The sequence below is a fragment of the Leptolyngbya sp. 7M genome (assembly GCF_018128485.1).
On the sequence record NZ_CP070897.1, the window covers coordinates 6,902,801 to 6,928,938 of the forward strand.

Below are 26,138 nucleotides of genomic sequence, written 5' to 3' on the forward strand. Positions count from 1 at the left end.
TCAATTTCCGCTCAGTTTATAAATATCACCATTGAAGTAATCGGCTACATATAGATTTCCCTGTTCGTCTTCACCAAAGGTAGAAATTCCATAGGGTGAATCTAGCAAAAGCTGATTCTGGACCGTTCCGGCACTACGGCGCACGCCCCAAATCTTGCCGTTGGCGAAGTCGCCATAGAAGTAGATGCCTTGTAGGGCTGGGAATTCACTGCCGCGATAGACATAGCCACCAGTGACAGAAACTCCCTGCGAACGGTCATATTCAACCAGCGGCGCAACCAGGCCAGTCGCATTGCCATTCGAGTAAGGCCGCGTGCCTTCAAAAATATTCCAGCCGTAGTTTTCGCCACCGCGCGAATTGGCGGGCTGGAAATTCACCTCTTCCCGCTGACTTTGGCCCACATCGGCGATATACAAATCGTTCGTCTGCCGGTCAAACGAAATCCGCCAGGGATTGCGCAGCCCCAAGGCCCAGATCTCATCGCGGTAGCGGTCAGTGGGGTCGGTTGGAGCCAGGAAGGGATTGGTGCTGGGAATCCTGTAGGTGGCAACGCCCGGTGCTTCCACATCGATCCGCAGGATTTTACCCAGCAACGACCTAGGATTTTGGGCGTTATTGTTGGGGTCTCCCGCGCCGCCGCCATCACCGACGCCAATGTAGAGAAAACCATCCGAACCAAAGGCCAACTTACCGCCGTTGTGATTGGTAAAGTTGGGATGGGGAATATCGTGCAGCTTGTGCAACGTTGTAAGTGTTTGGATTGGGCTGATCATAAGGATTCGGCACAAGATTGCTAACACCGCTAGCAGGAGGCGTTCGACCAAGCTCGACATGAGTACGCGGCGCAACGACTTGAATATTGTCCAGGTCATACACACCGCCACTCAGCTCAATTGGAGTTAAATGATCGAGTTGATAAACGGCATTACCTCCCCCTCCTGTTCGTTCCGCTGATGGTGCGCCAGGAGCACGTCCTTGTCTCATATTTTCTAAGTTATCTGGTCTCCAGCCAGCGCTAAGATTTGGATCCGCTGCAACCCTTCTCCAAAATGCCTCTCGGAACTGACCAAAGTTATCGAAGTGCATGCCTTGCATATCACGAGCAATTTGACCAGGTACTCTTGCAATGCGGCTCTGCTGATCTTGGAACCAACGTCCTGTTACGTCAGGTAGGTTTTCACCACCAGTAGCGGTACCGGGTTGGCGACGCAATCGATCTGTGTTTGTCGGAGTTGTATCACGCATACCGCGCTCGTTTAACACACTACTGTCACGAGAGGCTTGAGGAAATGCCTCTGCCACAACTTCTTGTTCAGGGGTTTGCCGAGGAGGCGTATCTCTTGCCATAATCTCTTCTCTTAACGCTCGGCGTACCCTAGGATTCTGCCATTGCTCTGGAGTGACATCGCGGAATCGCGGATCGCGGCTGGCTAGATCTTCAATGGCTGCCGTTTCTTCAGGTGTTCGACCAAGCGGTTGATTGCCATCCGAGTTGGTTGAATCGCGGTTAGAACGGAATGGTTCACCATCGGGATTTCCATCGTCAGAATTTCCTCTGCCGCCATTTCCGCCTGTCCGGGGTGGTAGTCTATCTCCACCTGATCCGCCGGAACCACCTGTAGAAGGAGCTGGACGAGAAGATTCTGATGAACTGGGAGGATCGAGACGGCTAGCTCGATCGCTGCTTCCACCGCCACCAGCACTTGCTCTAGGCGAATCGATATCCGAGCGACCACCAACAGTAGCCAACACAGGCCAGCAACTGGGTGCATTTAGACGACATTGTGGGCGCGATTGAGTTTGCCAGAGTGCAGCAGCTTCAGGGAATTTATAACCTGGTGCAGGATCAGCCAATCACTACTGGCGAGCTATTTGACGCCATTTTTAGCAAGCACAACCTGCCCCCAATTCGTTGGGATCCGGCTCAACCCAGTACTCGCCCTTACAACGCGCGGGTTTCTAATCAGAAGCTGCGGGCAGCGGGTTATCAGGTTCAGCATCCGGTGATTGAACCGTAGGCAAAGCCTCCTCAACTTGTTCAGCTATCAACAAACCTAGTGAATCAGTCCATGTCTACCCTAGAGTTTTTTACGAGTCGGACTGCCGTTTTAGCCACGATGCACCGCAAAGAAGACGTAATTGCACCGCTGCTGGAGCAAGAACTGGGACTGCAAATTGTAGTGCCTCAGAATTTTAATACCGATCGGTTTGGTACCTTTAGCCGCGAGGTGAAGCGGGCGGGCAGTCAGCTAGAAGCGGCCCGGATTAAAGCCCAAGCAGCAATGCAGACCACTGGAGCAGCGATCGCTCTGGCTAGCGAAGGCGCATTTGGCCCCCACCCGGCTATGCCCTATTTGCCCTGCAATCGAGAATTGGTGCTGCTGCTCGACTCGCAAAATCAATTGGAAATTGTCGGCGAAGCCCTTTCTACCGAAACGAACTTTAGCCAAACTCAGGTGAAAACGCTGGCCGAAGCACTTGAATTTGCTGAACGGGTTGGGTTTCCGCAGCATGGGCTAGTGGTGATTGCCGGTGAGAATGCTGGTACGGATATGGTGACGGCAGACCAAATCATCAAAGGCATCGTTACCGAAGCGGACTTGGTCGATGCGTTGGAATGGGCCTTAGCGCAGACGCAAACCGCCTGGATTGAAACCGATATGCGAGCCATGTACAACCCAACCCGTATGCAGGTGATTCGCCAAGCTACCGAGAATTTAATCGCTAAGATCAAGCAGTTCTGCCCCCGCTGCGGTCGTCCGGGGTTTGAAATTCGAGAGCGCAAATCTACGACCCCCTCTTCCGCGGTCTGCTTTCGATCTTGATGCTGGTCATGGGTATGGAAGCTTGGTCAAGGATTGGCGAATTGCGCAAGGTGGCCCAGTGGTACGTCGTGTATAGCGTGATGGCACCGTTTGTGCATGGGTTTATCGCCTTCGGTCTCGGCTTGATTGCCCACTATATCACAGGATTCAGCATGGGCGGTGTCGTGGTTCTGGCCGTCATCGCTGCCTCCAGTTCAGACATTTCAGGCCCCCCAACCTTGCGAGCCGGTATCCCGTCGGCCAATCCCTCCGCCTACATTGGTGCCTCCACAGCGATCGGTACACCCGTCGCGATCGGCTTGTGTATACCGTTCTTCCTTGGGCTTGCCCAGGCGTTAGGCGGCATCTAGTCTCAGACGGACGCGGTCTGTCGGCGCTCCCTTGACCCGGCAGACCAAGTGGATCAATATACAAGATCAGTATGCATAGGTAAGGAGGTAACCAACATGGCCAAGCCAGCCAAAAAGCTTGTCATCGTCACGGAAAAGATTCTGCTGAAAAAGATTGCCAATATCATCGAAGAAGCCGGAGCAACTGGCTATACAGTGTTGGAAACTGGTGGTAAAGGCAGTCGCAACGTGCGCTCGTCGGGACAACCCAACGTTTCCGACACTCAGGCGAATATAAAGTTCGAGGTGCTCACCCCGGATCGGGATATGGCCGAGAATATTGCGGACCAGATTGCAATGAAGTTTTTCAATGATTATGCGGGCATTGCTTATATCTGTGACGCGGAGGTACTGTACGCGCACACTTTCTGCGGGCCAGACGGCTGTTGAATCGAAATGACGCAGATCTAAAAAGCCGGGGGCGTGCCCCCGGCTTTTTAGTAGCCGTATTTCCTGCCTGCGTGACTTGGGTCTCAGTTGCAGTCCCCAACGCTTGACTTTCTGATAGGCGTGATCCTGGCAGTTCTCGCCTACTCCAGCTCAGATGCCGGTCTACAAATAAGAACAACTTTGTCAGGAATCTGACGAATGAAGCGACGCCACGTTTCGGGTTTTATGTTTAATTATGCTCACCTACTTAGTACCAAAACCAGCAAGGAGGATGGACTGGGGTTTTATGCAGCCAAGCCTCAGTGCCAGCTCGATACACTAGCCCGATACACTAGCCCAATACAATAGAGCTAAACGGGTAAGCTAAATAGGGACATGTATCCATTGGTGCGGCAAGGCTCGAATCAGTTTGAAGCGACCATTTGAGAGGTGAGTTGCCATGGTTAGGACTCTACCCGAATCAAGCAATTTAATCACCGATGTTTGGATCAAGAAAAGCTGGGATGAATTTCTGGCACTAGCGGAGCAGTCTGAGTACGAGCAGGCAAGGTTTTACTACGACAATGGTTTGATCAGGATTGAAACAATGCCGATCGATTCCGGGCATAGTCGAGATAATACATTGCTTTCTCAAGTTGTCAGCCTGTATGGAACTCTGAAAAACATTCGGATTGTAGGGTTTACAAATGGCAGCTTTCGCAAAGCAGGAGAGCGGGAATGTCAACCAGATTTAGCTTTCTATGTTGGTGCGGATTTCAGAATTCCACCGAAAAGCTCAGAACCCATAGATATCAATGAATTTGGCGCTCCTGCCATTGCAATCGAAATTGCTTCAACTACAATCAATGACGACTTAGGACGCAAGCGGTTACTCTACGAGCGGTTAGGAATTCAGGAATATTGGGCGGTAGATGTGAATGCGGCAGAGGTAATCGCATTCGAGGTATTTGACGGAGGCAGTCGGCAGATTCAAGAGTCTCAGGTGTTGCCAGGGCTAAAAATCACTACGGTTGAGGAAACCCTGAAGCGCAGCCAAACCGAGGATAATGGTGCGATTAACCGCTGGCTGCTACAGGCATTTATGTAAACATCTCAGAAGTGGGCATTGTCTGGGTTATTGGCGCTGTCGCTGTCATAAGTAGTTGTCATAAGTAGATGGGCACAGCACCTGTGCTAGATTGCTAGGAAAGCGGTGGATAGGAGTCGCGAACATGGCACGTTTGTCTGGCACACCGAAACGATTTGCAGCCGAGGGTCATAGATGAAGAGAACATTCAGTGACGGCATTCAGGACCTCCTACAGGCATGCCTTCTAAAAGGGATTGCCGACCAAATTTCCAGCCAAGAAACCGGTAGACGCCTACCGCTAAACTCTTAGCAGGTATTCAATAAAGTCAGACTTGGCAAACGAGGATTTGAAAGCAGTACATGCACCAAACCCTGCTCATGATTCATCCTCACGCATGGATCCTTAGAATACAAGAGAATTACTGAGGACTTTGACGAGTCTTTACATAACTGGGAATTTCTATAAAGCTGGGTTACGTGGATACCTGCCAAGACGCGAAAACAGCATTACCGTTGGAATCGCGACAGCCAAATTGAATACAGTTTTGTTGCTTTTATCCTCTATGCTGATAATTTTGAGCAGCTTAATCCTAAATTTTCTCCCAACGTGCGTTACCAAATTACCCATCAGATTCGTTACAAATACGAGCGTGCTGTTGTTTTAGCACCCCACTTTCTGCGCCTGCGGCCTCGCTGTGATGTCACCCAGAAGCTGCACCGCTTTAGCCTGGAGGTTGAACCAGCCCCCAAGCAGATTTCTGAATTGGTTGACCTCGATGGCAACGCGACCCTAAAAGCCTGGTTCGCTGAGGAGGGAGCAAACGAACTGGTTATTCAAGCTGTCTCTGAAGTAGAAACCTTTCGCACGAATCCCTTTACTTACCTGCTGGAACCTTGGGCCGTGACCTTACCGATCAACTACCCAGTCGCCCTATGGCACCAGCTTCAGCCCTACCTGAGCGGGCAGTTTGCCGGAGGTGTGACGCCTGCTCCGGATCCAACCGCAGCCCAGCTTGCTCAAGAAATTTGGCTAGAGACCAATGGCAATCCAGTGGCCTTCTTGTCAGCATTGAACCAGCGCATCTATCAAACCTGTGGCTACACGCTGCGAGAAACGGGTAGTCCCTATCCGCCCAGTATCACCTGGAGTCGCAAATCGGGATCCTGTCGGGATTATGCCGTGCTGTTTATGGAAGTTTGCCGCTCGGTGCAGCGGTACGAGTCGGTGGCCGACGATCAGGCGCCCCTTCGAGCGCGGATCTACCGGCTCTATCGGCAGGAAGGACTCGGCGTCGGTCGGCGCAAGCCGCGTGGGCATCGCAGCTCGGTCACCAGGCCGGAGTGCACGAAGGCGGCCCGCATCAACGAGAGCTGGAGCATGGACTTCATGGCCGACCAGTTGTTCGACGGGCGTCGGTTCCGGCTCTTGATGTTGGTTGATGACTTCAGCCGTGAGAGCCTGTCCATCGAGCTCGATCAGTGGCTGACGGGCGAGCGCGTGGCGACCATGTTGGACCGGATCGGGCGCGAGCGCGGGCTGCCGGAGAAGATGCGCGTGGACAACGGCAGCGAGTTCACCGGCAAGGTGCTCGACCAGTGGGCGTACCTGAACAAGGTGCGTCTGGACTTCAGCCGGCGCGGGAAACCCACGGACAGCGGGCTGATCGAGGCGTTCAACCGGCGGCTCCGTGCCGAGTGCTTGAAAGAGAACTGGTTCATGAGCCTGGACGACGCACGGTCCAAGGTCGAGGCCTGACGTCAGCATTACAATGAGGATCGACCCCACAGCGCCATGGGCAGCCTAGCCCCCGGGAGTTCGCTGCTTCATCCGGCCGGGCGCGCCCGGCCGGATGAAGCAATGGTCCTCACCCTGCGACTGCTACAGCTTCGGCAACAAGCGCAGAGCGCGGGCTGAGCGCCGACAGCATCGAGAAGTTTGCAGCGTACCTCGGGCTTGAAATCACGATCGAGCCCAAGGGCAGGTCTCGCGAGCGGAGCAAACGATGACCACTCGTTCTCACCATTCGGAGGGGATCGTGGCACGATGACAGATGGGGCGCGCAGGGAACAGGCCGAACGCTGGGACTGAGTTCACGCCGAGATGCAACGGCTGGAAGTCCTGCGGGTGCATCGGCCCCACCAATCGCTGGTGAACTTCGCGAAGCGGGATCAAAGCCCGCAGGGAGAGTTGGACGACATCCAGGCCGCGCTGACAGGACGACGCGGCGCCATTGACAATAACCCTTGGCTTACCGATTGGAATCGAGGTTGGGTTAGTTGAAAGCAACTTGGGAATGCGATAGCAACAGGTAAAAGTTGTACCTTCAGTAGGACCATACCCGTTAATTAACTGAGTCTGGGGTAACTGCTCTTGCGCCATCCGAATGTGAGCCACAGAAAGGGCTTCACCCCCAGTTAGCAATTCCTGCACACCTACCAGAGCTTCTGGATGTTCAGCCACAATTGTGTTGAACAAGGCCGCTGTCAACCACAAGCTAGTAACCTGATAGCGGCAAATTACAGTTTCTAAATCAATGGGTTCAGGAATACCATTCCCAGGGAATAAAACACAACACCCGCCATGCAACAATGCTCCCCAGATCTCGAATGTTGCAGCATCAAACGAAATCGGGGCGAGTTGCAGAATAACTTGATTACCATCTAGCGGCGTGTAGGTCGAGTTAAACACCAATCGCAAAACAGCCTGATGAGGTATGGCAACTCCCTTGGGGCGACCCGTCGAACCAGAGGTGTAATTGACGTAAGCTAGGTTTTGCGAATGAACTGCACAAGCTTGTAACTCAACTTGCTCTTCGTTCCCTGTTCCCCAGCCTGCGTCCAAATAAACAATCTGAGCCTGATGGGGCGGCAAGCCGTCCCTCAGATGAGATTGAGTCAACAACACCGGAGCACAACTGTCTTCTAGCATGAAGGCTAGTCGGTCTGGAGGATAGCTGGGATCAAGCGGAACATAAACCCCTCCAGCTTTGAGGATGGCGAGAATGGCAACGATCATTTCGATCGAGCGTTCCATGATCAATGCCACAAAGGTTTCACAGGCAACTCCCATCTGTTGCAGTTGAGCCGCCAGACGATTGGCTCGGTTATTCAATTCTTGATAGGTGAGACACTGTTCAGATTGAGTTTCCAACTCTGGTAGGATGAGAGCGATAGCATCAGGAGTGTGGAGAACCTGTTCCTCAAACAGTTGATGAACTGTTTTATCTCGTGGGTAGGCCGTCTGGGTGTTATTCCATTCCACTTCTCATCTGATGAGATCAGTAATTTGCGCGTCACTCAACGGGGAGCTGTTGTACTGTTGGTTGGCAAAATTCCCAATCAACGTCTGTTCATTCGTTTGGTGAATGTGGCAATGGCTACAGCTGGCACTGCAGATGTTGAAGTCAATGGAATCAGCGTTGGCTACAGCTTGAAAAACTACTTGGAGGTGAAGCCGTCCCAGGATACGCTAGCAAGGTTGCAAAAGCTAGTTAGTTCCTGACTTGTTGCTCGACCATCTCCTCAAGCGGCTAGACAATCTCAAACTCTAGCCCATAGGTTTCTGACAAGCTGCATGTTTGATGGTCAGTAATATTGGTATCGGCCAACTCTAAATTATAAAAATCCATTGATTCCTGTTCAAACAAAGGACCTGCGTGCCAGGTACCCACTTCTAACTTAATGAAGCAGTTTCCCGGAATCCGGAAGGCCTCGATTGTTACTGGGTCAGGGTAATCTGCCTCGTTGGGGGGCGCAACTGCAATTAGCCACTCTTGTCCAGCAAGAGCGCCAAGGCATTGCGTGCAGCGTTGATGGCGTGTAATCCGCGAGAACGACCGACCTCGATAGTGGAGTCGCATGATATAGAAGCGGGGTGTTCCTTCGCTTAAATGAAGCTGGGCGTCTTCCTGATCAAAGCCCTTACCATCCGGCGCAGCGAAAATCACCTGCCCATAGGGGCGAAAGTTTTCGGGCGTGATGGCTTGAGCAGGCAACTGGTGAATCGTGACAGGTTGATGCATTGCAACTCCACGGACGGGCTAGGCTTACAGTCAAAACCGTTTAACTGTTGTCTAACTGTTTAAGATCAAACAGCTTAAGATCAAACAGCCATTTTTTGATTCTATCCCTGATTGCGAGTTGCCCAGTTTCTAACCCCACTCTCTGATCCCACTCAGTATTTCTCAGAGAGTGACTAAGTACCTCGGCATAATTAAAAACCAGATTCAAAACCCCGCGCAGCGGGCGGCGCAGGGTTTTGGGTTTTATATTTAATTATGCTCACCTATGGCTTCGACTAATTCGGCGGATGGCTCTTGTTCAACGACCTGCTGAACGGTTGCATTAGCCCGTTGGGCAAGGCTGGCTCGTTGCTCGGCAGGTGGGTGTAGAGCCATTACCCCGGACGGCAATAGGGTAATCTGCACATCTGGCAGTTGTTCCAATTGGCTCAGTAGAGCCTCAACCTTACGATTAGAAACATGCAAAATCACCAGATCCAGAGCACGCTCGCTGTTGCTAGCTTCCATTAGAGCCAGATTCGTTCCCTGCTGCTCTTGCGCAATGGTGAGTACCTGCTTTCCCTGCCCGCGTGGAACCTGAATAATGATTTGACGCATAATATCCCTCCTGGTATTCACCATCTTGCATTAACCAGAAGTTTGATCTCTAGCTAGAGACAGATTATGGAAAAGGGTACTTTAATGGCTATTTCCCATGTTGGCAAGCAAGTCAACCAGAGAACCCAGGAAACGGCCAGCAGGAATTTTGGTGTTACCTGATCTTGGATGGAAATTCTGTACGATTCCATTCATTATTTGTCTTTGAGTTAGCATTTATGCAAACCGGCTAATCTACTATTAATTGCCGATACGGCTAGCCTATGTCCTATGGAAACAGAAGCCACAAATCAGTGTTTCTCTTGACTCCCAACTCCCGGTTAAAATCATCCAAAAGCCTCGAAAGAAAGTCCTATTTTAACGAAAAAAGTTGCAATGCTCGTTTAGATAAATCTTGATACGCTAACGACATCAAGAGCGGTGCAACGGCACACGAATGCGAGACGAAACCACGCATTAAATCAGATGGGTTTTTACCATGACAGTTTCTACGAGAGCGTCTGTATCCGTTGACGCCCGGTGTTATTGCGGTGGAAATCATCTTCCACAGGATCACTGGGAATTTTTAGAAAGTATGCCGGAACATCCAGCCGACTGGATCAGTGATTTGGTAAAAATGGGCGTCTACAAGCCCGCGGCTCTAGATCTGGCGAATAACCTGACCCAAGTGGAAATGCGGGAAGCGCTGCTGCTGCAAAGGTTGGCTATCTCTTAGAGCAAGCCAAGCTCCTGGAGCAGCAATATGTTGATTTGATTAAAGTCACGCTGCGAGAGGCATTGATTCGCAGTGAACTGGAAGACTTTAACCCCGATCTACGGCCTGAAGAACGGCGAGACCTCAATAGCCGCTATCAAGAAATTCGGGCAGAATATCAAGTCTGGAAGCGGGTAGCCCATACCTTTCCGGAGCTGCCGTCTGTGCTGTAGTGTAGCTGTCTATCTAGCAAGTAATACCAATTCCCTAAAAACCCACTACAGATGGAAGCCGCCCCGCTTCGCGGGGCGGCTTCCATCTGTAGTCCTGATTTTGAGAAACGGTATAAGGGCGGGACTGATTTACTTCAGACCATTCCAGGTGTTGCGAAACGTCGGCACCGGCAATGAGAAGTTGGAGGAAAGGTCGGCTTGGGTTTCAGAGTCGAGGGCAGCAATTACGCCGTTATAGATGGCTTCGGCTTCATTGGGCGAGTTGCCGATACTTGTGAGGCCCAATTTGCCAAACTCAGACAAACAGCCAATTAGATGGAACACGGTGCCCGTTTCGGTGGTGCTGTTGAAATGCAGATGGTGTTGGGCAATGATATCCATCAGATCGCTGGGGATCAGCCCCGTATAGGACTCTTTGTGCAGATTGTCAGTGGCAATGTAGTATTTGGGACAGCCTTGCTGGTTATAGAACAATCCGGTGGCCAGGTCATAGCGGCCATAGGTGAGCAGCTTCAGCGTCATAAACGGATGGGTAGTGCCGCCTTTGCGCAGGTTGATTTCGATTGCCTGCAAGTCCCATTCACCGTTGGGTTGACGCACCGCAATAAAATCGAGGCCAAATCGTTCCAGGGCACCTTTTGCGGCTAATCTAGCTCCGACTCGCATGCCGTACTCCTGCAGATGCAAGCGGTAGGCATCGTCAGCAGGAAACTGGCAGCCTAAAAACACCTGGCCGTCTGGCCCACCCAGAATTTGATCGTGCGTGGAGAGAATTTCAACCTCGCCGGTGGGCGTTAATGCGGGCGATCGGTTTGTGCTGAATATTTTGGAAGAAGGCAACTATCAGCAGTTGATGAAGCACTTCTTGAAGCGATTTGCTCCTGGAGCTGATCGCTTTGCTGGGATCAAGACCTATCCAGCCGCTAATGGGTCACCGATTCTAGCAGATGCGTTGGCCTATCTAGAATGCGAGGTGATCAGCCGTATGGAGTGCAGCGATCACTGGATTGTCTACAGCACGGTTGATATCGGACGTGTGGCTAAACCCGATGCCTTGACAGCTGTGCACCACCGGAAGGTCGGCAATCATTATTGATGTCTGGTCGTGATGGCCTTCAGACATTTTGGCCCACCGGGATCTCAATCACAAATTCGGCTCCTTGGTTAGGGGCAGAGCGACAGGTCAACCGTCCACCATGCCGTTCGGTGATGATCTGATAGCTGATCGACATGCCCATTCCTGTGCCCTTACCAATTGGTTTAGTGGTGAAAAAGGGGTCAAAGATGCGCGCATGTACGGCTGGCGAAATGCCGGGGCCATTATCCAGAATCGAGATTCTTACCCATTGGGGATCGAGCAGCTCGGTGCGGATGTAGATCTGCGGCGCTGGAATCTGGGCTTCTTCGAGGGCATCAATGGCGTTGGACAAGATGTTCATAAATACTTGATTCAATTGCCCTGCATAACATTCGACTAAGGGCAGGTTGTCGTATTCCTTGATTACTAGAATTTCTGGGAAATGAGGCTTGGCCTTGAGGCGGTTTTGCAAAATTAGCAGCGTGCTGTCGATGCCTTCATGGATATTAACCGCTTTCCGCTCGGCTTCGTCCATGCGGGAAAAGGTGCGCAGCGAGGTGACGATCTGCTGAATCCGGTCGGCCCCTACCTTCATGGAATTGAGCAGCTTGGGTAGATCTTGCTTGAGGAACTCCAGTTCGATGGCGGCGGCGGTGGTTTCAATCTCCGGATCGGAAGTCGGGTAATGCTGCTGGTAAAGATCTAGGAGTTCCAGCAGGTCTTGGATATAGTTGGTGGCGTGGTTCAGCCCTAACACAATCGGGCTTCGCTCTTCCACCAAAATCACCATGATCGCCTCATCAGGATTAGCGGCAGGCTCTAGTTCGACACTAGCAGACCGGACAATCGCCATCCGTAAAAGCCGATCTAATCCCTGTTGTGCTAATACCTCGTCATACGGTGTGCCCGGCTCTAGATTGAATTCCCGTAGAAATACGGAAGGACGGGTATGGCCCTCAAAAATTTCACCATCTCTTCTGAAAAATCTGACTTCAATATCGGTGATTGTCTGTCCAGATCCGGCAGGAGCAATGCCATCAAAAAGTAGACTTGGGCCAGCAGGAGTAAATTCTACTTGAACAGGAGGCTCGGCTGTTTCTGGTTCAGAATCTTCCTCAGGTTGCGACGCGGGCGGGGTTTGAGAGGTAGTCTCAGGAGCGGTTAGATCGGCAGCTGAATTGGAAGAGGCATCTGGTAAGGGTGCGTCTAATAACGGTACATCTGGTAGGGGCGCATCTGGTAAAGGTGCGTCTGTGGAAAAATCAATGGGCAACGGTTCGCGAATCGTTGAATCCGTCTCAGAGGCGGTTTCAGCCGGCGTTAATTCAGGGGCAACATCAAGTTCAGCCGGAGTATCAGCCAGAATCAGATCAGTTGAGGTTGCATCTGATGGCGATGTTTCCCAGCTATAGTACAAAACGCTTGGCTTTGGAATGGGCAATTCGGCGTTGCTCTTGTCTACGAAAACTAAGGGCAGTCCAACTCCTAACAAAGCCGTTAAAACAGGCATCCAACCAGGTGGAATAGCCAGGGATAAGGCACACGATCGGGTTTGTTTAGTACTCACACCACTGTCTCCAAAAAACCGAGTACCAAAATCAAATCAGATCTTGCTGAAGCGGGCAATGATGTTGCACCACTTCTAGTCTGGAAATTAATCAAAATCAATCTTTAAATTTATGAATCGATGCTGCCGGCCTGACAATCTCTCAGCCAAAGGCGAATTGCTTGGGCAATCACTCCTTGGCTGCTGTCGCGGGGTGGGGTCGGACAGCCGCAAAGCTGTTTACGCAGCAGGGAGCCAATGTGGGCCTCATTGACCTTGATGCGGAAGGGTTGGAACAAGCTGCCAGTCAACTGCAACAGTGGAGCGGAGCAATTCCGATTGCTGCTGATGTGTCCGACGCTGGTGCCATGCAGCAAGCCGTCGAGCATCTTGTAGACAAATGGGGCAAGCTTGATATTGTGTTTGCAAATGCTGGAATTAATGGGGTGTGGGCACCTGTACATGAACTAGGGTTAGATGATTGGAATGCAGTTTTGAATGTTAATCTAACGGGTACCTTCCTAACGGTAAAATATGCAGTTCCTTATTTGAAGCAACAAGGTGGTTCAATTATCGTTACGTCTTCGGTGAATGGCACCCGTATGTTTAGCAACACTGGGGCAACCGCCTATGCCTGCTCCAAAGCGGCCCAAGTTGCCTTTACTAAGATGGTAGCGCTAGAGTTAGCGAAATATCATGTCCGTATTAATGTGATTTGCCCAGGAGCCATTGCCACCAACATTATTGAAACAACTCGCAAGTATGATCTAGACGAAATCCGCCCGCGTGTTGAGTTTCCTGAAGGCGCAATTCCCCTTTCGGCAGGGCAAATGGGTAGCCCAGATCAGGTGGCTCAGCTTGTAGCGTTTTTAGCGTCAGATGCGGCTAGCCACATTACCGGAACAGAAATCTGGATCGATGGTGGACAGTCCTTGTTGCAAGGCTAAGTCATAAGCACGATACTGTGAAATTACGATACTGTGAAATCAGGGTACATCAATCGTTTAATCGTTCAATTCGCACTTTCAATTTGCAACTAGCAACTAAAGATCGCAATCGCAATTCAAAAGACGCTCCAACTAGAGGCCGACCGCTATAGTCCAGCTACTGTAGTGGAACGTCTTTGAGAGTTTTTGGTGAATTTTATTCGGATAGCAGGATTGTTTTTACAAGCTAGCTGTTTTACCAGTTTCGGCCTGGGATGGAATGGGTTGGACATCGCTATAACCCATCTGATTAGCAACTTCCCGCCTGGGGCTACTGCTGCAAGCCCGCGACGAAAACGGCCAAGGGTTAAGCATCGCCGAACTCAAGGATCAAATTCTGCTGCTGCTGTTTGCCGGTCACGAAACCCTCACTTCCGCCGTTGCCTCTTTCTGTCTACTCGTAGCCCAACATCCCGACGTGATGGCAAAGCTGCGAGACGAGCAACAGCAATTCTCCGTCCAGGAACCGCTGACACTCGACCAACTCAAGCAAATGCCCTACCTAGACCAAGTGCTGCGCGAAGTGATGCGGCACACTCCTCCTGTGGGCGGCGGCTTTCGGAGAGTACTGGAGTCCTGCCAAATCAACGGCTACCAGATTCCCAAAGGCTGGACTTTACTTTACCAAATCGGCTCCACCCACCAGGACGAGCAGCTCTATCCCGATCCCGATCGGTTTAATCCAGAGCGGTTCAGTTCCGAGCAAATGCAGCAGCAAAGCAGCGACCGCCAAAAATACGGCTACCTGCCCTTTGGCGGCGGCCTGCGCGAATGTCTGGGCAAAGAGTTTGCTCGCTTAGAAATGAAAACCTTTGCAGTCCATCTAGTCCGTGGCTACACCTGGGAGTTGCGGCCCGATCAAGACCTAACCCTCGTCACCATTCCCACACCTCACCCGAAAGATGGCCTCAAGGTTCGCTTCAAAAAGATGGTTTAAACTTCACCCTTCCTCGTTCCACAGTCGCTCTAGCTGATAGCGCCATGCTCCCATCACGTCACTGCGGGCTTGGCTACCGGCATCAATGTCCCCCATAATCCCTTCCTGGTAAAACCGATCCAGCGTTTGCAAGGTTGCCTCCAGGGATTGGCCCTGCTGTTTAGCGGCCCGTACAATCTGACGGATCTGGATTTCGACCAGTTTGTTAAAGCTCTCATTGAGGCCCTGCTGGTGTAGATCAATCAGCCGCACAATTGCCTGCTGAAAGTCCTGGACGGTTAAGTTCGCCAGGTTATGCTGAAACACCCCCCACAGCATTTGCTGAAACAGGGCATAGCGGACTTCTTGAGTGTCTGCTGCCCATCCCCCTGAACCGAGACTCCGCCTGCCGAGCCACTGCCGATCCCACCTCCGACCAGATGCCCCAGTTAATACTGAGAGCTGGTAAACCCAGGGAGCGACGGTAATGGGCTAATGAATCTAAAAATACATTCGCCGCCACATGATTGGCTTGTCCAGGAGAACCAAGCAGGGCTGTAGCCGAGGAGAACAAGACATAGAAATCGAGCGGTTGGGTTTGGGTAAGCTGGTGCAAATTCCAGGCTCCCAAGAGCTTGGGCCGCAACACTGCCGCGAATTTCTCCCAAGTCTGCTGATGCAGCATCCCATCGTCCAGCACACCCGCCGCATGAATAATACCGCCTAGAGGCGGCAGGGATGATTCTAAATTGTTCAAACATTGCGCTAACTGCGAACGGTCGGCCACATCAACAGTTGCTGTTACCACTTGAACACCTGCCTGCTGCCAAGCTTGGATTGTTGGGGCAGTGGTTGGGGAGATGCGGCGGCTGAGCAACACCAGATGCTTGGCTCCCTGCTGCACGAGCCAGTCTGCCATCAAGAGACCCAAACCACCCGTTCCACCCGTAATCAAGTAGGTGCTGTCAGGACGAATCGGAGGAGAGGCAATCGGCTCTGGCTGAGTGATAACCAGCTTGCCCACATGCTTGGCCTGCTGCATCTGGCGGAATGCCTGCACCGCTTCAGTAATGGGAAAAACGCTGTAGGGTAATGGCTGATAAATTCCCTGCTGAATTCGCTCGCTAATCTGTCTCAACATCTCTTGTATTAGATTAGGCTGCTGCTGGCAGAGTTCCATCAAATCCATCTGCATATACTTCATATTCGGATACTGAGCTTGCACTCGCTCATGTGTCCAGTCAGTTTTACCCAATTCAATCCAGCGTCCCTGCGGTTTTAACACCGATAGACTGTGGGAAATAAATTCGCCTGTTAGAGAATTCAACACCACATCGATTCCCTTCCCTTGAGTCAACCGCATTAACTCAGTGGCAAATTCCAGATTGCGCGAGCTGAATAACTCGCCATCCCCAATTGCGCTTGGCCTTTTTCACCTGGCACAATCGCGTAGAAGCCCAACATGCGGGTCACACGCTGGAAGAACTAGAGGCAGTTTATTTCCAACCCGGTTTTGAGCGAGCCAAATTCATTCAGGGCGGCCAGGAAATTCTCAATGCCATCGCGGTATTTTGGGATGGCTTAGAAAGCGACCGGCAGCATCGGATTGGAATGTAAGACTGAACTGTGAGGTTGAAATGTGAAGTTGAAATGTGAGATTGGAACATGAGGCAGCGGCAATGATGCAGCAGGGGTTACTAGCGCAACTGCTTGAGTGCGGTGTAGACAAGGATGAAGCGATTGCCCTTCTACCGCAAATCGAGTCGTGTCTGACTCTACCAGCAGTTGATGCTTGGCAAACCCTAACTCGCGATCTGCTCCAGCCCCATCATCCCTTTTTGCTGCACTGGTTGCTATACGAACTCACCTTTGCTGAATGGGATAGCCAACAAGGTCCGCCGCCCGCCTGGTTTCCCACTCGCGAACAGATCGAGGTGACCCACATTGCTGAATTGGTCCGCCAGCTCAACCTCCGCTCCTATCCTGAACTGCATGCCTGGTCAGTTCAGAATCGCGCCGCCTTCTGGAGCCTGATGATTGAACGGTTAGGGATCCGCTTCCGGCAACCCTACACGGAATTGGTTGATCTATCTCATGGGATAGAATCTCCTGATTGGCTAGTAGATGCACAGCTGAATATCGTGGAAAGCTGTTTTCAAGCCACGGAGGATGCTCCGGCAATTCTGGCTCAGTCAGAAAATCAACCGCTAAAACGATGGAGCTACAAACAGTTGAGATGTTTGGCGAACCGTATCGCAAACGGTCTAGTAGATTTAGGCATGCAACCCGGCGATGCGGTAGCGATCGATTTGCCGATGACGGCAGAGGCGGTAGCGATTTACCTTGGCATTATCCAAGCGGGTGGAGTGGTGATATCGATTGCAGACAGTTTTGCGGCGGCTGAAATTGCCACCCGGCTACGAAATACAGATCGGCTGGCAACTGCAAATCTGCCGTCATCAAAACATGAATCGCCTGATCTGCATCAAAATCCACCGCCAGGAATCCAGCATAGGCATGGAATGAAATCCAGAAGGCAATTGCTGCTACCGTCAGGGCAAGCGCCTTCATGAACAGATTATGCTGCCAAATAAAGCGGAAAATCGCTTGAATTTTGTTTAACATGCAGATGATGCTGGATTGTCTCAGGATGGTCTCAGGCAGTTGTGGCTTTAAGCTTGGTTCTAAGCTCCGGTGCTAAAAGGATTTATTTTTAGCACAACCATCCGATTCCAGCACTTAATTTCAGCAAATCTAGCTGCATTCACTTGAAATCTGCTGAATCAACCCGCTGGTTCCCGCTAAATAAGGTATAGAGCAAAACTTCCTTTTCTCGGAGTTTCTGAGAGTATCGCTAGCGGTCTGATTATGCCTCTACCTCGTGCAAACCTGACACATTTTGGTATTTTTCTATGCTTCAGAGAGGGTGCCCCTTTTTCCTGAAGTTGGTGCTTGTATTTCTGGCATCGACAATGCTTCTCACATCGCCTGCGCTTGCGCTTGAGGTTGCGGCTGTGCCGGTTGAAGTCACCAATCGGGAACCGGTGCGGATCGATGGCTCTGACAATATGGCGGCGATCAATCAACTGCTAAAACAGCGCTATGAGCAGCAGTTCCCTGATGCCGAGGTGAGGCTGAACACCAGCAGTACTGAAACAGCTATTGAGGAATTACTGAATGACGAAATTGATCTGGCGGCGATCGGGCGTCCCCTAACGGCAGCAGAAAAAGCCCAGGGGCTAAAGGAAGTTCCGATCAGCCGCGAAAAAATTGCCATTATTGTTGGTCAGCAAAATCCCTTCAAAGGCGACCTGACGGTAGAGCAACTCAGCCAGATTTTTGGCGGCGAAATCACGGACTGGTCAGAGGTAGGAGGCGAACCCGGCCCGATTCGGGTAATCGATCGGCCCATTCTCAGCGATACGCGCTTAGCACTGCGGCGATATCCAGGCCGCATGGCCCTGTATTTCTACTACCTGAATGAGGAGGTCACGCGCGTCCAGCAGGAGGCGTATTGCGCCTACTGGACCGAGAACGCGATGGGCCAGCGGGCCTTCCCCAGCATGAAGAAGCTGGAGACGGAGGTGCTGGAGATGGGTCTTTCGCTGCATTCGGCGCCGGCCAATGCCGCGGCCACCTTCACCTCGGGCGGGTCGGAAAGCATCTTCCTGGCGCTCAAGACCGCGCGCGACTGGGCACGCGAGACGAAGGGCATCGAGCGCCCGAACATCGTCATCCCGCGCACCGGCCACCCCACCTTCGATCGCGCGGCGCAGCACCTGGGCATCCGCGTGATCCGCGTGCCGACGACGCGCAACGATTTCCGCGCGGACCCGGAGGAGATGGCCAAGCGCATTACGCCGGAGACCATCATGCTGCTGGGCAGCGCACCGAACTATCCGTTCGGCGTGTTCGACCCGATCGAGCGGATCGCGGCGCTGGCGCAGGACCGCGGACTCTGGATGCATGTGGATGCCTGCGTCGGCGGCTTCCTCGCGCCCTTCGTGCGCGAGCTGGGGCAGGAGATCGCGCCCTTCGATTTCGCGGTGCCGGGCGTCATGAGCATCAGCGCGGACCTGCACAAATACGGCTACGCGCCGAAGGGTGCGAGCATGATGATGCTGCGCGATGCCGCGCTGCAACGCTTCCAGACCTTCGAGTTCAAGGATTGGGAACGCGGCGCCTATGTCTCCAACACGGCGCAGGGCACGCGCGCGGGCGGCGCGGTGGCGGCGGCCTGGGCGGTGATGAACTTCCTGGGCCGCGAGGGCTACACCCACTGGGCGCGCGTGATCATGGACACGGTGGAGAAACTCACCGCCGGCATCAACGCCATCCCCGGCCTGCATGTGCTGGAACCGCATGAGCTCTGCCTGTTCGTCTATCGCTCGACCGATCCGGCGCTGGACATCGGCGCGGTGGCGGAAGGGCTGACGGCGCGCGGCTGGTTCGTGGGGCGTCAGGCGGAACCGACCGTCCCGATGACGAAGCTGGGCAGGCTGATGCCCACCAGCGCGACGGCGAGGGTGGAGAGGTCAAGCCAGGAGTTGGGCCTGATCGCGCCCAGAACGCCCGTGGTGAGCCCGATGGCCAGCGCGATGAGGATCGCCAGCCCACCCAGGGTCACGGAGATGGGCAGCGAGCCGGCGATGATCTCGTTGACGTTCCGATCGCGGTACTGCAGCGAGGGGCCCAGGTTGAAGATCGGACGCTCGGGGGGCAACTGCCCGGCGGCCTGTGCGGCCTCGCGCACGCGGGCGGTCTCGCCCGTGGCCCACTCGCGTGCCGCTCGCAGGCCCGAGGCGTTCTCCAGGTAGGACCAGTAGAACTTCCAGAAGTCATCGAGGTTGTACTGCGCCTGCATCGCCGCGATCACCTCCGGGGGCGGCCTTCGCCCCTCGGGGTTCTCGAGCGGATTGCCGGGCACGGCCCAGGCCAGCGCCAGCGTGATCGTGTAGATCGCCGCGAGGATCAGCGGCATCTGCACCAGGCGACGGACGATCAGCCCCAGCATGGGTCGGCTCCTACTGGGCGGTGCGCCCGGTGCGGACGCGGGGCGGCAGCACCTTGAGCGCGTCGGTCCCCTGTCCGTCGCCCAGCACGTCGACTTCGTACATCGCCTGCTCCTGCCGAGGGTGGCTCGAGATCCCGGTGATCCGGTGGGGGTCGAAGAGGTAGACCTGCGAGTAGTGGAAGATCGGGAACATCGGGACGTCCTCCTCCACGATGATTCGCTCAGCCTCGGCCAGCAGGGCCATGCGGCGCTGGGGGTCGAGCTCGGTGGCGGCCTGGTCCAGAAGCTCGTCGTAGCGCGGGTTGGAGTACTTGCGGTCGTTGTTGCCGTCGCCCGTGCGGTTGAGGTAGAGGAAGGTGGTGGGGTCCCCGTAGTCCCCGAACCAGCCGGCGCGGCTGGTCATGAAGTTGGCGTTCTTGAGGTCCTCGCGGAAGACCTTGATCTCCTTCTGCTGGAGGATGACCGAGACGCCCAGGTGCTGGGATCTGCTGCCGGAAATAGTTCCCTCACCAACCTATGCACCACCGCTAGTTGTTTTGGAACCACCGATTCTAAAGCTGTAGATAGTGTAGATAGAAATGTAGATGGGAATGCTGTTGCTCAAAGAGCATAGACCGCTGATTTTTTAAAAGGTACCCTCATGGGTACTACCCAACGCTGCGCTTTCTCTCTAGGATCAAGTTCTTTCATGGCAGAGATGCCGTTATGGAGGAGCAGCAGCTATGCAGTCTATCCAGTCTATCCAGCCTACCCGACCTATACAGGCAAGCAGTGAATGCCGACTTTGCAATGTTTTAGGTGATTTTTATATCGAAAATTATCATTACTTAATCATCTGTCCTGGAAATCAGTTTGACCCTGTTATCGGGCAGGAATTCAAGTTTCCTCTCAGCCGTTTTACAGATGCAGCTGTGGGGCGAGTAAAGATGCGGGGGAAAGAGTGTGTGATTGTAGAAGATGGTTCTAATCAAGCGAGCACTGCCGATATGACAGCCTCTCTAACAGGGAGGGAATTTCAGATTGTGCAATTGATTGCTCAGGGGCATTCAAACAAACAAGTTGCTCATGAATTAAAGATTAGTGAGTGGACGGTTTCAACCCATCTGCGCCGGGTTTTTGCCAAACTGGGTGTAGACAGCCGGGCGGCGATGGTCTATCGGTGCTCTGCGTTGCTCAACAGCTCAAAGTATTGAAACTTATATCATTCTGTAGGGAATTATAAAGCCGGCTGTTTCGCTCCTGTGAAGCTATGGCGTTAAAAGTCCCGGTCCGGCAGTCTGGGTTCAAGCAACTGTCTCTGCGCCTGATTCTAATTGTGCCCTTTGTGCTGCAAATTGCTGTAGCGGTTGGGTTGACTGGTTATCTGGCGATTCGTAATGGTCAAAAATCAGTCCACACGATCACGTCTCAACTGCGGAGTGAAATCAGCAGTCACATCAATCAGCAAATTCTCACGTATCTAGAGAAGCCGTACCTTGTGAATCAGATGATTGCGGCTGGAATCCTATTCACATTTAGGTTCATGGGTTAACTCCTCCTTCAAACAAAACTTAACTAGCTGAAGCCACCGTCTTTGGGCGTGCTCGCTGCAAAAACCAATTGCGTGTGGCGACGGCACGGGGATGAATCAGGCGATGGTTGGCAATTAATTGACTTAGCGTATGGTTGCAGGTCATCCAAACGGCCTTGTGCAGATCTTGTTGACTCACCTGCCGCAGGATGTCTAGCTCAGGTGTGCTGCCCCGTCCCGGCTCTAGACTGTCGGCCAGAAACACAACGCAGCTCAGGGGATCCATCCCCGGTCGGCCCAAGGTATGGTTGGCAATGGCTGTCAAAACTTCTGGATCGCGAATGCCAAACTCGTCGCGGGCCACCACCGCACTGACATCGGCATGCAGCAAATGGGGATTCAACTCATCCACCGGATCGGTAATTAGCGCCTCAGAACGGGCGATTTCCAGCAGAACTTGTGGTTTGAAATTCTTGGCTAAGTCGTGCATCAACCCGGCTTGGGTTGCTTTGCTCACTTCCACCCCATGCCTGCGAGCTAGCTCAGCTGCCATCTGCTCAACGCGCAGCACATGCTCTACCCGCGACTCAGGCACGTTGCTGGCTAACCAATGCAACACCCGTTGGCGCAATCCGGCAAACTCACCCATGCAGTGTCCTTGCTGCTTCAGGTAAACGCTGAATCATTAAGGTCTTGATCTCAAAGAACTGGACAAAAAAGCAGAACTTCAGGTAAACCTAATTTCAAATTTGGCGTTTCTATCTGGGTGCCTTTATTCTAGATCAACTTTCGCAACCGTCACGGGCGGGTTGCCGAATCAATCTGATACATGGCCTGCCATCAGGCATAGCAGCTTCGCCTTGAGTAAACGCGACTACACAAACAAAACCCATCTACAGCGGCCATCAGCAAATGATGAACGATAGGGTCAGTTACATCAAAAACAGGCGGCGGCTGTTTAGCCCACAGCTACCATTTTCTCTAGGGCTTGCAGCAGCACCTGTTCGTTAAAGGGCATTTTGTCGCCTTGATAGGGCATTTCCGCTTCGTAGGTGACCGTTTCTCCAGCTAAGGCGCGTTCCACATACTGCCGAACCCGTTGATAAGCCGATGCACCAATCACTTCCTCAACGGTTTTGCCCAAAATATCTGCTTTTTTGCAATTAAACCAATCTTCGTAGGTGCGGTTGACGAACCGATAGCGAGAGGAGGCATCCACGTAGGAAATGCAGCCGGAAATCGAATCGGTGATCAGCTGAAGTTGGGCTTCGCGTGCTCGTAATGCCTGCGTTTGTTCGGCTACCTGTTGTTCTAACCGCTGCTCATAGGTTTGCCGTAACTGGTTAGCTTTGCGAAACTCCAGCGTCATCTGATGAAACGATGCAGTCAGGGTCTCTACTTCCACAATCCGGGAGGTTGGCAATGGCTGCTCTAAGCCAGCGGCAAAGGTTTGAGTCGCCTGGGTAAGCTGAGCGAGCGAGCGGGTGAGGCGGCGCGCGATCCAGATGCCAATCCCAACTGAACTGACCAAGACCAAACCGCATAACAGCATGGTGCGCTGCCTATTGGCCTGAATTTCAGCCATGAAGTCGGCCTCGGGCACGATCATCACCACGGTCCACTGGTGCTGAGAATCGAGCTGAAACGATATCACCTGCCCAAAATACAACTGATTTTGCCACCGAAACAGGGTTGTTTGCCCAGAATAGCTATGGCGCTCGCTCTGGTTCAACGTCTGGTTTAGTACCTGGTTCAGGCTCCAATTGGCAGCGGCGCGCGTCAGTGGATTTTCGCTATCTTGGGCAGCTAAGCGCAGGGCTGCGGGGGCTAGAGTCCTTTTTTCCGCCGTAGAGAGATCCTGGCGAAACGGCAGTTCACCCGTAGAAGTAGCAATCAACCAGCCCTGTTTGTCCATGATAAAGGCTTGGCCCATCTTGCCGATTTGAAGATGTTGCAAAAACGTACCCATTTGCTCCAAATAGATGCTGGCACTCAGGACGCCCTGCACTTGGCCTTGGGAGTCAGTAAACGGTAAAAACCAATAGCCCCCACAGGCCATCATTAAGTCCTTTCGAACCTGCGATAGAAAAGCATACCGCAGCGCACACGCCGCCAATGATTAGCCAAAGGAGGAAGATTTGTCCCATTCGCTTGCTCCTCGTCTGAAATCATTAGTTCAAGCTCGGGTCGATGCCCTTGCACGCCACCAGCAGTTCCTTGACGGCATCGACGCTGACCTGGAAGTTCTGCTTCGCCTCGTCGCCCAACGCGATCTCGATCACTTCCTCCGCGCCGCCCGCGCCGATCACGGTCGGGACGCCGACGTAGAGGCCGTCGAGGCCGTACTTGCCATCGACATAGACCGCGCTTGGCAGGATGCGCTTCTGGTCGCCCAGGTAGGCCTCGGCCATCGCGATCGCGCTGGTGGCGGGGGCGTAGTAGGCGCTGCCGGTCTTGAGCAGGCCGACGATCTCGCCGCCGCCCGCGCGGGTGCGGGCGACGATCTCGTCGATCCGCGCCTTCGACGACTTGCCCATCTTGACTAGGTCGTCGACCGGCACGCCCGAAATCGTGGTGTAGCTGGTGACCGGCACCATCGTGTCGCCGTGGCCGCCGAGGACGAAGGCGTTCACGTCCTTGACCGAGACCCCGAATTCCCAGGCCAGGAAGGTCGCGAAGCGCGCGCTGTCGAGCACGCCCGCCATGCCCACCACCTTGTTGTGGGGCAGGCCGGAGAATTCGCGCAGCGCCCAGACCATCGCGTCCAATGGATTGGTGATGCAGATCACGAAGGCGTCGGGGCAATGCGCCTTGATGCCTTCGCCGACCGCCTTCATCACGCCCAGGTTGATGCCGAGAAGGTCGTCGCGGCTCATGCCCGGCTTGCGCGGCACGCCCGCGGTGACGATCACCACGTCGGCCCCGGCGATGTCGGCATAGTCGTTGGTGCCGGTGATCTTCGCGTCGAAACCCTCGATCGGGCCGCACTGGCTGAGGTCCAGCGCCTTGCCCTGGGGAATGCCCTCGGCGATGTCGAACAGGACGATGTCGCCCATTTCCCTGGCTCCGTTCAAGAGTAGATAGATCAACAATCACATCGCAATATATCCCGGAAGCTGTTGGATTCTGTTGAGCCAGGTGATGATGTTGAGATAGGGAGATAAATCAATTTGACTGTCTACGGCTCGGTAGATGTAGGGATAGCAGGCAATGTCGGCAATGGTGGGATGGTGGCATTCTAGCCACGGTTGATTTTCGAGATGCTGATCCATTACTTGTAATAACTGCTTGGCTGTGCGCTCGGCTTTAGCCCGGTCGATTGGTGCACCGAGTAAGAAGTGACGTCTAAGAGCTGTGAGGCTATGTTCAATTTCGTTGGCGGCGATTGATAGCCATTGAATTATCTTAGCCATATATTCCGCATCGATCGGCAGCCAGTTGTTATCGTATTTTCGAGCTAAATAAACCAGAATCGCCTGTGAGTCTCGAATATTCACGTTAGCATCTACTAAAACGGGAACTTGCCCGATTGGGTTAAGCTGCAAAAATTCTGGTGAGCGGTGCTCTTTGGCGGCCAGATTAATGCCAATCCATTCGTAGGGCAGATCGAGCAAGGACAGCATTAGGCGTACTTTGTAAACGTTACCGGATTGGTGGATGCCGTATAGTTTGCGCGAAGATTCAGATCGTGGGTTTGGAAGCATGATTGTGCCTGGTTGATTTTCAGCGATGGATCAAGGATTGCTCACCTGCATTATTATCCCTAAATGATGCGGCAACTACTCTATATTCAGACGGTTCTCCGTCGCTGATAATTTGAGCGAAGTGCGTCACCCTATAAGAGTGACCTGATTTTGATGACACTGTGCTAAATTTAACGACTCAAGCATCAACTCAAGCATCGACTCAAGTATCGCCTGTTGAAGCATCTATGCAAGTATCGTCGCCAGTCACTTCAGGGGTGCAACCGCGTCTGTGGATGCCGGAGCGGGTTTTGGTGACGCCTGCGGCCTTAGAGGAACCTTGGGGTCAGCAGATTTTGCAGCGTGTAGAGAAGTTGGGTTTACCGATCAAGAAATTAGCCAACATCCAATAACCCACAATTACCTCAGGCGCTGCCCATTTTATATCAGGACGAGTGGCTGATTGCCGTGGACAAACCAACTGGCCTGCTGTCGGTGCCGGGGCGGTATGGGGATCGGCAGGACAGCATCTTGAGCCGGTTACAACAATCAATACAACAATCAGTACAACAATCAATACAACAATCAAACGGTGCAGCGATTCAAGCCGTACATCGCCTTGATCAGGAGACCTCTGGAATTTTGCTGTTGGCGCGGGACGCCCGAACCCAGCGGCAGCTCAGTCAGCAGTTTCAGCAGCGAACGGTTCGTAAAGTGTATGAAGCGGTGCTAGCCGGAAGGGTGACCAAACAGGCGGGCGTGATTGATCTACCGCTGTGGGGCAATCCAGCCGATCGGCCTCGGCAACAGGTGAACTGGCAGCACGGCAAACCCAGCCAGACGCAGTTTCGAGTTTTGTCCAGTCACGAAAATCTCACCCGCGTTGAGTTTATCCCGATCACCGGACGCACGCATCAATTGCGGGTTCATGCCGCTGAAGGTTTGGGGGTTCCGATCTGGGGCGATCGGCTGTATGGCTGTGAATTACCGGCTCACCCATTACCGGCTGACCGATTGCACCTACACGCTAGGGAACTGCGCGTCTACCATCCCCAGTCGGGACAACTCATTCAGCTCTATAGTTCAACACCTTTCTAGAATGGTTTTCTGAATCAATGACGGCAGTGGTGAGTGGGAGTAGGATGGATTAGATCCAAAACCATCAACGGCTCAACGCCCTCAACTG

The 26,138-nt window shown here is 53.1% G+C and carries 32 protein-coding genes and 2 pseudogenes; 19 read left to right on the forward strand and 15 right to left on the reverse strand.

Annotation, left to right across the window (positions count from 1 at the left end):
- From JVX88_RS37430 to JVX88_RS37435, 3 genes are all read right to left on the reverse strand, one after another.
- The gene (locus JVX88_RS37430; RefSeq protein WP_225931313.1) at positions 1–744 is read right to left on the reverse strand and encodes a PQQ-dependent sugar dehydrogenase; all 744 of its coding nucleotides are present in this window, start codon (positions 742–744) and stop codon (positions 1–3) included.
- Positions 689–1,348: a hypothetical protein gene (locus JVX88_RS40315; protein ID WP_225931314.1), complete on the reverse strand. Its 660-nt coding sequence runs from the start codon at positions 1,346–1,348 to the stop codon at positions 689–691. Before JVX88_RS40315 ends, JVX88_RS37430 begins: the two co-directional genes overlap by 56 nt.
- Positions 1,349–1,431: 83 nt before the next feature.
- Positions 1,432–1,773: a hypothetical protein gene (locus tag JVX88_RS37435; RefSeq protein ID WP_211624381.1), complete on the reverse strand. Its 342-nt coding sequence runs from the start codon at positions 1,771–1,773 to the stop codon at positions 1,432–1,434.
- On the opposite strand from JVX88_RS37435, the gene JVX88_RS37440 reads away from it, so the two are divergent.
- The 6 genes from JVX88_RS37440 to JVX88_RS37465 all read left to right on the forward strand — a co-directional run bounded on the left by JVX88_RS37440 (position 1,768) and on the right by JVX88_RS37465 (position 6,429).
- Positions 1,768–2,019: a hypothetical protein gene (locus JVX88_RS37440; protein ID WP_211624383.1), complete on the forward strand. Its 252-nt coding sequence runs from the start codon at positions 1,768–1,770 to the stop codon at positions 2,017–2,019. The two genes, JVX88_RS37435 and JVX88_RS37440, sit on opposite strands and share 6 nt — an antisense overlap.
- Positions 2,020–2,070: 51 nt before the next feature.
- Positions 2,071–2,826 carry a DUF6671 family protein gene (locus JVX88_RS37445; protein WP_211624385.1) on the forward strand — a complete coding sequence of 252 codons (756 nt, stop codon included), beginning with the start codon at positions 2,071–2,073 and terminating at the stop codon, positions 2,824–2,826.
- The gene (locus JVX88_RS37450) at positions 2,826–3,176 is read left to right on the forward strand and encodes a sodium-dependent bicarbonate transport family permease (protein ID WP_317134692.1); all 351 of its coding nucleotides are present in this window, start codon (positions 2,826–2,828) and stop codon (positions 3,174–3,176) included. The genes JVX88_RS37445 and JVX88_RS37450 overlap by 1 nt, the downstream gene beginning before the upstream one ends.
- A 96-nt stretch (positions 3,177–3,272) precedes the next feature.
- A complete protein-coding gene (locus tag JVX88_RS37455) occupies positions 3,273–3,605 on the forward strand; it encodes a P-II family nitrogen regulator (RefSeq protein WP_036002860.1) in 333 nt (110 codons plus the stop codon).
- 439 nt (positions 3,606–4,044) lie between these two features.
- Positions 4,045–4,692, forward strand: coding sequence for a Uma2 family endonuclease (locus tag JVX88_RS37460; protein ID WP_211624387.1), 648 nt, complete (start codon positions 4,045–4,047; stop codon positions 4,690–4,692).
- A 588-nt stretch (positions 4,693–5,280) separates the two neighbouring features.
- Positions 5,281–6,429 (forward strand): transglutaminase N-terminal domain-containing protein, encoded by a 1,149-nt coding sequence (locus tag JVX88_RS37465; RefSeq protein ID WP_211624389.1) that lies wholly within the window; start codon positions 5,281–5,283, stop codon positions 6,427–6,429.
- Between the two features lie 261 nt (positions 6,430–6,690).
- On the opposite strand, the gene JVX88_RS37470 is transcribed toward JVX88_RS37465, so the two are convergent.
- The 3 genes from JVX88_RS37470 to JVX88_RS37480 form a co-directional block, all read right to left on the reverse strand.
- Positions 6,691–7,935, reverse strand: coding sequence for an AMP-binding protein (locus JVX88_RS37470; RefSeq protein WP_211624391.1), 1,245 nt, complete (start codon positions 7,933–7,935; stop codon positions 6,691–6,693).
- A 268-nt stretch (positions 7,936–8,203) separates the two neighbouring features.
- Entirely contained in the window at positions 8,204–8,695 is a 492-nt protein-coding gene (locus tag JVX88_RS37475; protein ID WP_211624393.1) for an ureidoglycolate lyase, read from the reverse strand.
- Positions 8,696–8,944: 249 nt separating this feature from the next.
- On the reverse strand, positions 8,945–9,292 hold the full coding sequence (locus JVX88_RS37480) for a hypothetical protein (protein ID WP_211624395.1): 348 nt from the start codon (positions 9,290–9,292) through the stop codon (positions 8,945–8,947).
- Between the two features lie 574 nt (positions 9,293–9,866).
- Between JVX88_RS37480 and JVX88_RS37485 the strand changes: the two genes are divergently transcribed.
- Both JVX88_RS37485 and JVX88_RS37490 read left to right on the forward strand, forming a co-directional pair.
- On the forward strand, positions 9,867–10,007 hold the full coding sequence (locus JVX88_RS37485) for a hypothetical protein (protein WP_211624397.1): 141 nt from the start codon (positions 9,867–9,869) through the stop codon (positions 10,005–10,007).
- A 35-nt stretch (positions 10,008–10,042) separates the two neighbouring features.
- Positions 10,043–10,219, forward strand: a complete 177-nt coding sequence (locus JVX88_RS37490; protein ID WP_211624399.1) for a hypothetical protein — start codon at positions 10,043–10,045, stop codon at positions 10,217–10,219.
- Between the two features lie 129 nt (positions 10,220–10,348).
- Here the strand turns inward: JVX88_RS37490 and JVX88_RS37495 are convergent, their stop codons facing one another.
- Positions 10,349–10,885 (reverse strand): peptide ligase PGM1-related protein, encoded by a 537-nt coding sequence (locus tag JVX88_RS37495; RefSeq protein ID WP_317134604.1) that lies wholly within the window; start codon positions 10,883–10,885, stop codon positions 10,349–10,351.
- A gap of 127 nt (positions 10,886–11,012) precedes the next feature.
- On the opposite strand from JVX88_RS37495, the pseudogene JVX88_RS37500 reads away from it, so the two are divergent.
- Positions 11,013–11,315, forward strand: a pseudogene (locus JVX88_RS37500) (flavin reductase family protein); the annotation flags it as partial.
- A gap of 19 nt (positions 11,316–11,334) precedes the next feature.
- Here the strand turns inward: JVX88_RS37500 and JVX88_RS37505 are convergent.
- Positions 11,335–12,864 carry an ATP-binding protein gene (locus JVX88_RS37505; protein WP_225931315.1) on the reverse strand — a complete coding sequence of 510 codons (1,530 nt, stop codon included), beginning with the start codon at positions 12,862–12,864 and terminating at the stop codon, positions 11,335–11,337.
- A 161-nt stretch (positions 12,865–13,025) separates the two neighbouring features.
- On the opposite strand from JVX88_RS37505, the gene JVX88_RS37510 reads away from it, so the two are divergent.
- Both JVX88_RS37510 and JVX88_RS37515 read left to right on the forward strand, forming a co-directional pair.
- Entirely contained in the window at positions 13,026–13,790 is a 765-nt protein-coding gene (locus JVX88_RS37510; RefSeq protein ID WP_211624402.1) for an SDR family oxidoreductase, read from the forward strand.
- A 316-nt stretch (positions 13,791–14,106) separates the two neighbouring features.
- Complete coding sequence (locus JVX88_RS37515; protein WP_263975692.1) at positions 14,107–14,766, forward strand: cytochrome P450; 660 nt, start codon at positions 14,107–14,109, stop codon at positions 14,764–14,766.
- Positions 14,767–14,769: 3 nt separating this feature from the next.
- On the opposite strand, the gene JVX88_RS37520 is transcribed toward JVX88_RS37515, so the two are convergent.
- Positions 14,770–15,072 carry a hypothetical protein gene (locus JVX88_RS37520; protein WP_211624404.1) on the reverse strand — a complete coding sequence of 101 codons (303 nt, stop codon included), beginning with the start codon at positions 15,070–15,072 and terminating at the stop codon, positions 14,770–14,772.
- Positions 15,059–16,162, reverse strand: coding sequence for an SDR family NAD(P)-dependent oxidoreductase (locus JVX88_RS37525; RefSeq protein ID WP_225931852.1), 1,104 nt, complete (start codon positions 16,160–16,162; stop codon positions 15,059–15,061). Before JVX88_RS37525 ends, JVX88_RS37520 begins: the two co-directional genes overlap by 14 nt.
- Before the next feature lie 5 nt (positions 16,163–16,167).
- On the opposite strand from JVX88_RS37525, the gene JVX88_RS37530 reads away from it, so the two are divergent.
- The 3 genes from JVX88_RS37530 to JVX88_RS37540 all read left to right on the forward strand — a co-directional run bounded on the left by JVX88_RS37530 (position 16,168) and on the right by JVX88_RS37540 (position 19,562).
- A complete protein-coding gene (locus JVX88_RS37530) occupies positions 16,168–16,362 on the forward strand; it encodes a hypothetical protein (RefSeq protein WP_263975445.1) in 195 nt (64 codons plus the stop codon).
- A 35-nt stretch (positions 16,363–16,397) separates the two neighbouring features.
- On the forward strand, positions 16,398–17,318 hold the full coding sequence (locus tag JVX88_RS37535) for an AMP-binding protein (protein ID WP_225931316.1): 921 nt from the start codon (positions 16,398–16,400) through the stop codon (positions 17,316–17,318).
- Positions 17,319–17,759: 441 nt separating this feature from the next.
- Positions 17,760–19,562 (forward strand): aminotransferase class V-fold PLP-dependent enzyme, encoded by a 1,803-nt coding sequence (locus JVX88_RS37540; RefSeq protein ID WP_225931317.1) that lies wholly within the window; start codon positions 17,760–17,762, stop codon positions 19,560–19,562.
- A gap of 47 nt (positions 19,563–19,609) precedes the next feature.
- Here JVX88_RS37540 and JVX88_RS44895 read toward each other — a convergent pair.
- Positions 19,610–19,759: pseudogene (locus JVX88_RS44895) on the reverse strand (hypothetical protein); the annotation flags it as partial.
- Between JVX88_RS44895 and JVX88_RS37545 the strand changes: the two are divergent.
- The 3 genes from JVX88_RS37545 (at position 19,758) to JVX88_RS37555 (ending at position 21,290) form a co-directional block, all read left to right on the forward strand.
- Entirely contained in the window at positions 19,758–20,372 is a 615-nt protein-coding gene (locus JVX88_RS37545; protein WP_211624410.1) for a hypothetical protein, read from the forward strand. The pseudogene JVX88_RS44895 and the gene JVX88_RS37545 overlap by 2 nt on opposite strands.
- A 109-nt stretch (positions 20,373–20,481) precedes the next feature.
- Complete coding sequence (locus tag JVX88_RS40325; RefSeq protein WP_225931318.1) at positions 20,482–20,952, forward strand: response regulator transcription factor; 471 nt, start codon at positions 20,482–20,484, stop codon at positions 20,950–20,952.
- A gap of 56 nt (positions 20,953–21,008) precedes the next feature.
- A complete protein-coding gene (locus JVX88_RS37555) occupies positions 21,009–21,290 on the forward strand; it encodes a hypothetical protein (protein WP_211624412.1) in 282 nt (93 codons plus the stop codon).
- A 19-nt stretch (positions 21,291–21,309) separates the two neighbouring features.
- Here JVX88_RS37555 and yqeK read toward each other — a convergent pair whose 3' ends face one another.
- From yqeK to JVX88_RS37575, 4 genes are all read right to left on the reverse strand, one after another.
- The gene (gene yqeK / locus JVX88_RS37560) at positions 21,310–21,918 is read right to left on the reverse strand and encodes a bis(5'-nucleosyl)-tetraphosphatase (symmetrical) YqeK (protein WP_211624414.1); all 609 of its coding nucleotides are present in this window, start codon (positions 21,916–21,918) and stop codon (positions 21,310–21,312) included.
- A 309-nt stretch (positions 21,919–22,227) separates the two neighbouring features.
- Positions 22,228–23,331 carry a PAS domain-containing protein gene (locus JVX88_RS37565; protein ID WP_211624416.1) on the reverse strand — a complete coding sequence of 368 codons (1,104 nt, stop codon included), beginning with the start codon at positions 23,329–23,331 and terminating at the stop codon, positions 22,228–22,230.
- A gap of 109 nt (positions 23,332–23,440) precedes the next feature.
- Complete coding sequence (mdh, locus tag JVX88_RS37570) at positions 23,441–24,325, reverse strand: malate dehydrogenase (protein ID WP_211624418.1); 885 nt, start codon at positions 24,323–24,325, stop codon at positions 23,441–23,443.
- Positions 24,326–24,361: 36 nt separating this feature from the next.
- Positions 24,362–24,973, reverse strand: coding sequence for a glutathione S-transferase family protein (locus tag JVX88_RS37575; protein WP_211624420.1), 612 nt, complete (start codon positions 24,971–24,973; stop codon positions 24,362–24,364).
- 161 nt (positions 24,974–25,134) lie between these two features.
- On the opposite strand from JVX88_RS37575, the gene JVX88_RS43785 reads away from it, so the two are divergent.
- Together JVX88_RS43785 and JVX88_RS37585 are read left to right on the forward strand one after the other, a co-directional pair.
- Positions 25,135–25,365 carry a hypothetical protein gene (locus JVX88_RS43785; protein ID WP_211624422.1) on the forward strand — a complete coding sequence of 77 codons (231 nt, stop codon included), beginning with the start codon at positions 25,135–25,137 and terminating at the stop codon, positions 25,363–25,365.
- A gap of 55 nt (positions 25,366–25,420) precedes the next feature.
- Positions 25,421–26,050, forward strand: a complete 630-nt coding sequence (locus JVX88_RS37585) for an RluA family pseudouridine synthase (RefSeq protein ID WP_263975446.1) — start codon at positions 25,421–25,423, stop codon at positions 26,048–26,050.
- Positions 26,051–26,138: the final 88 nt, after the last annotated feature.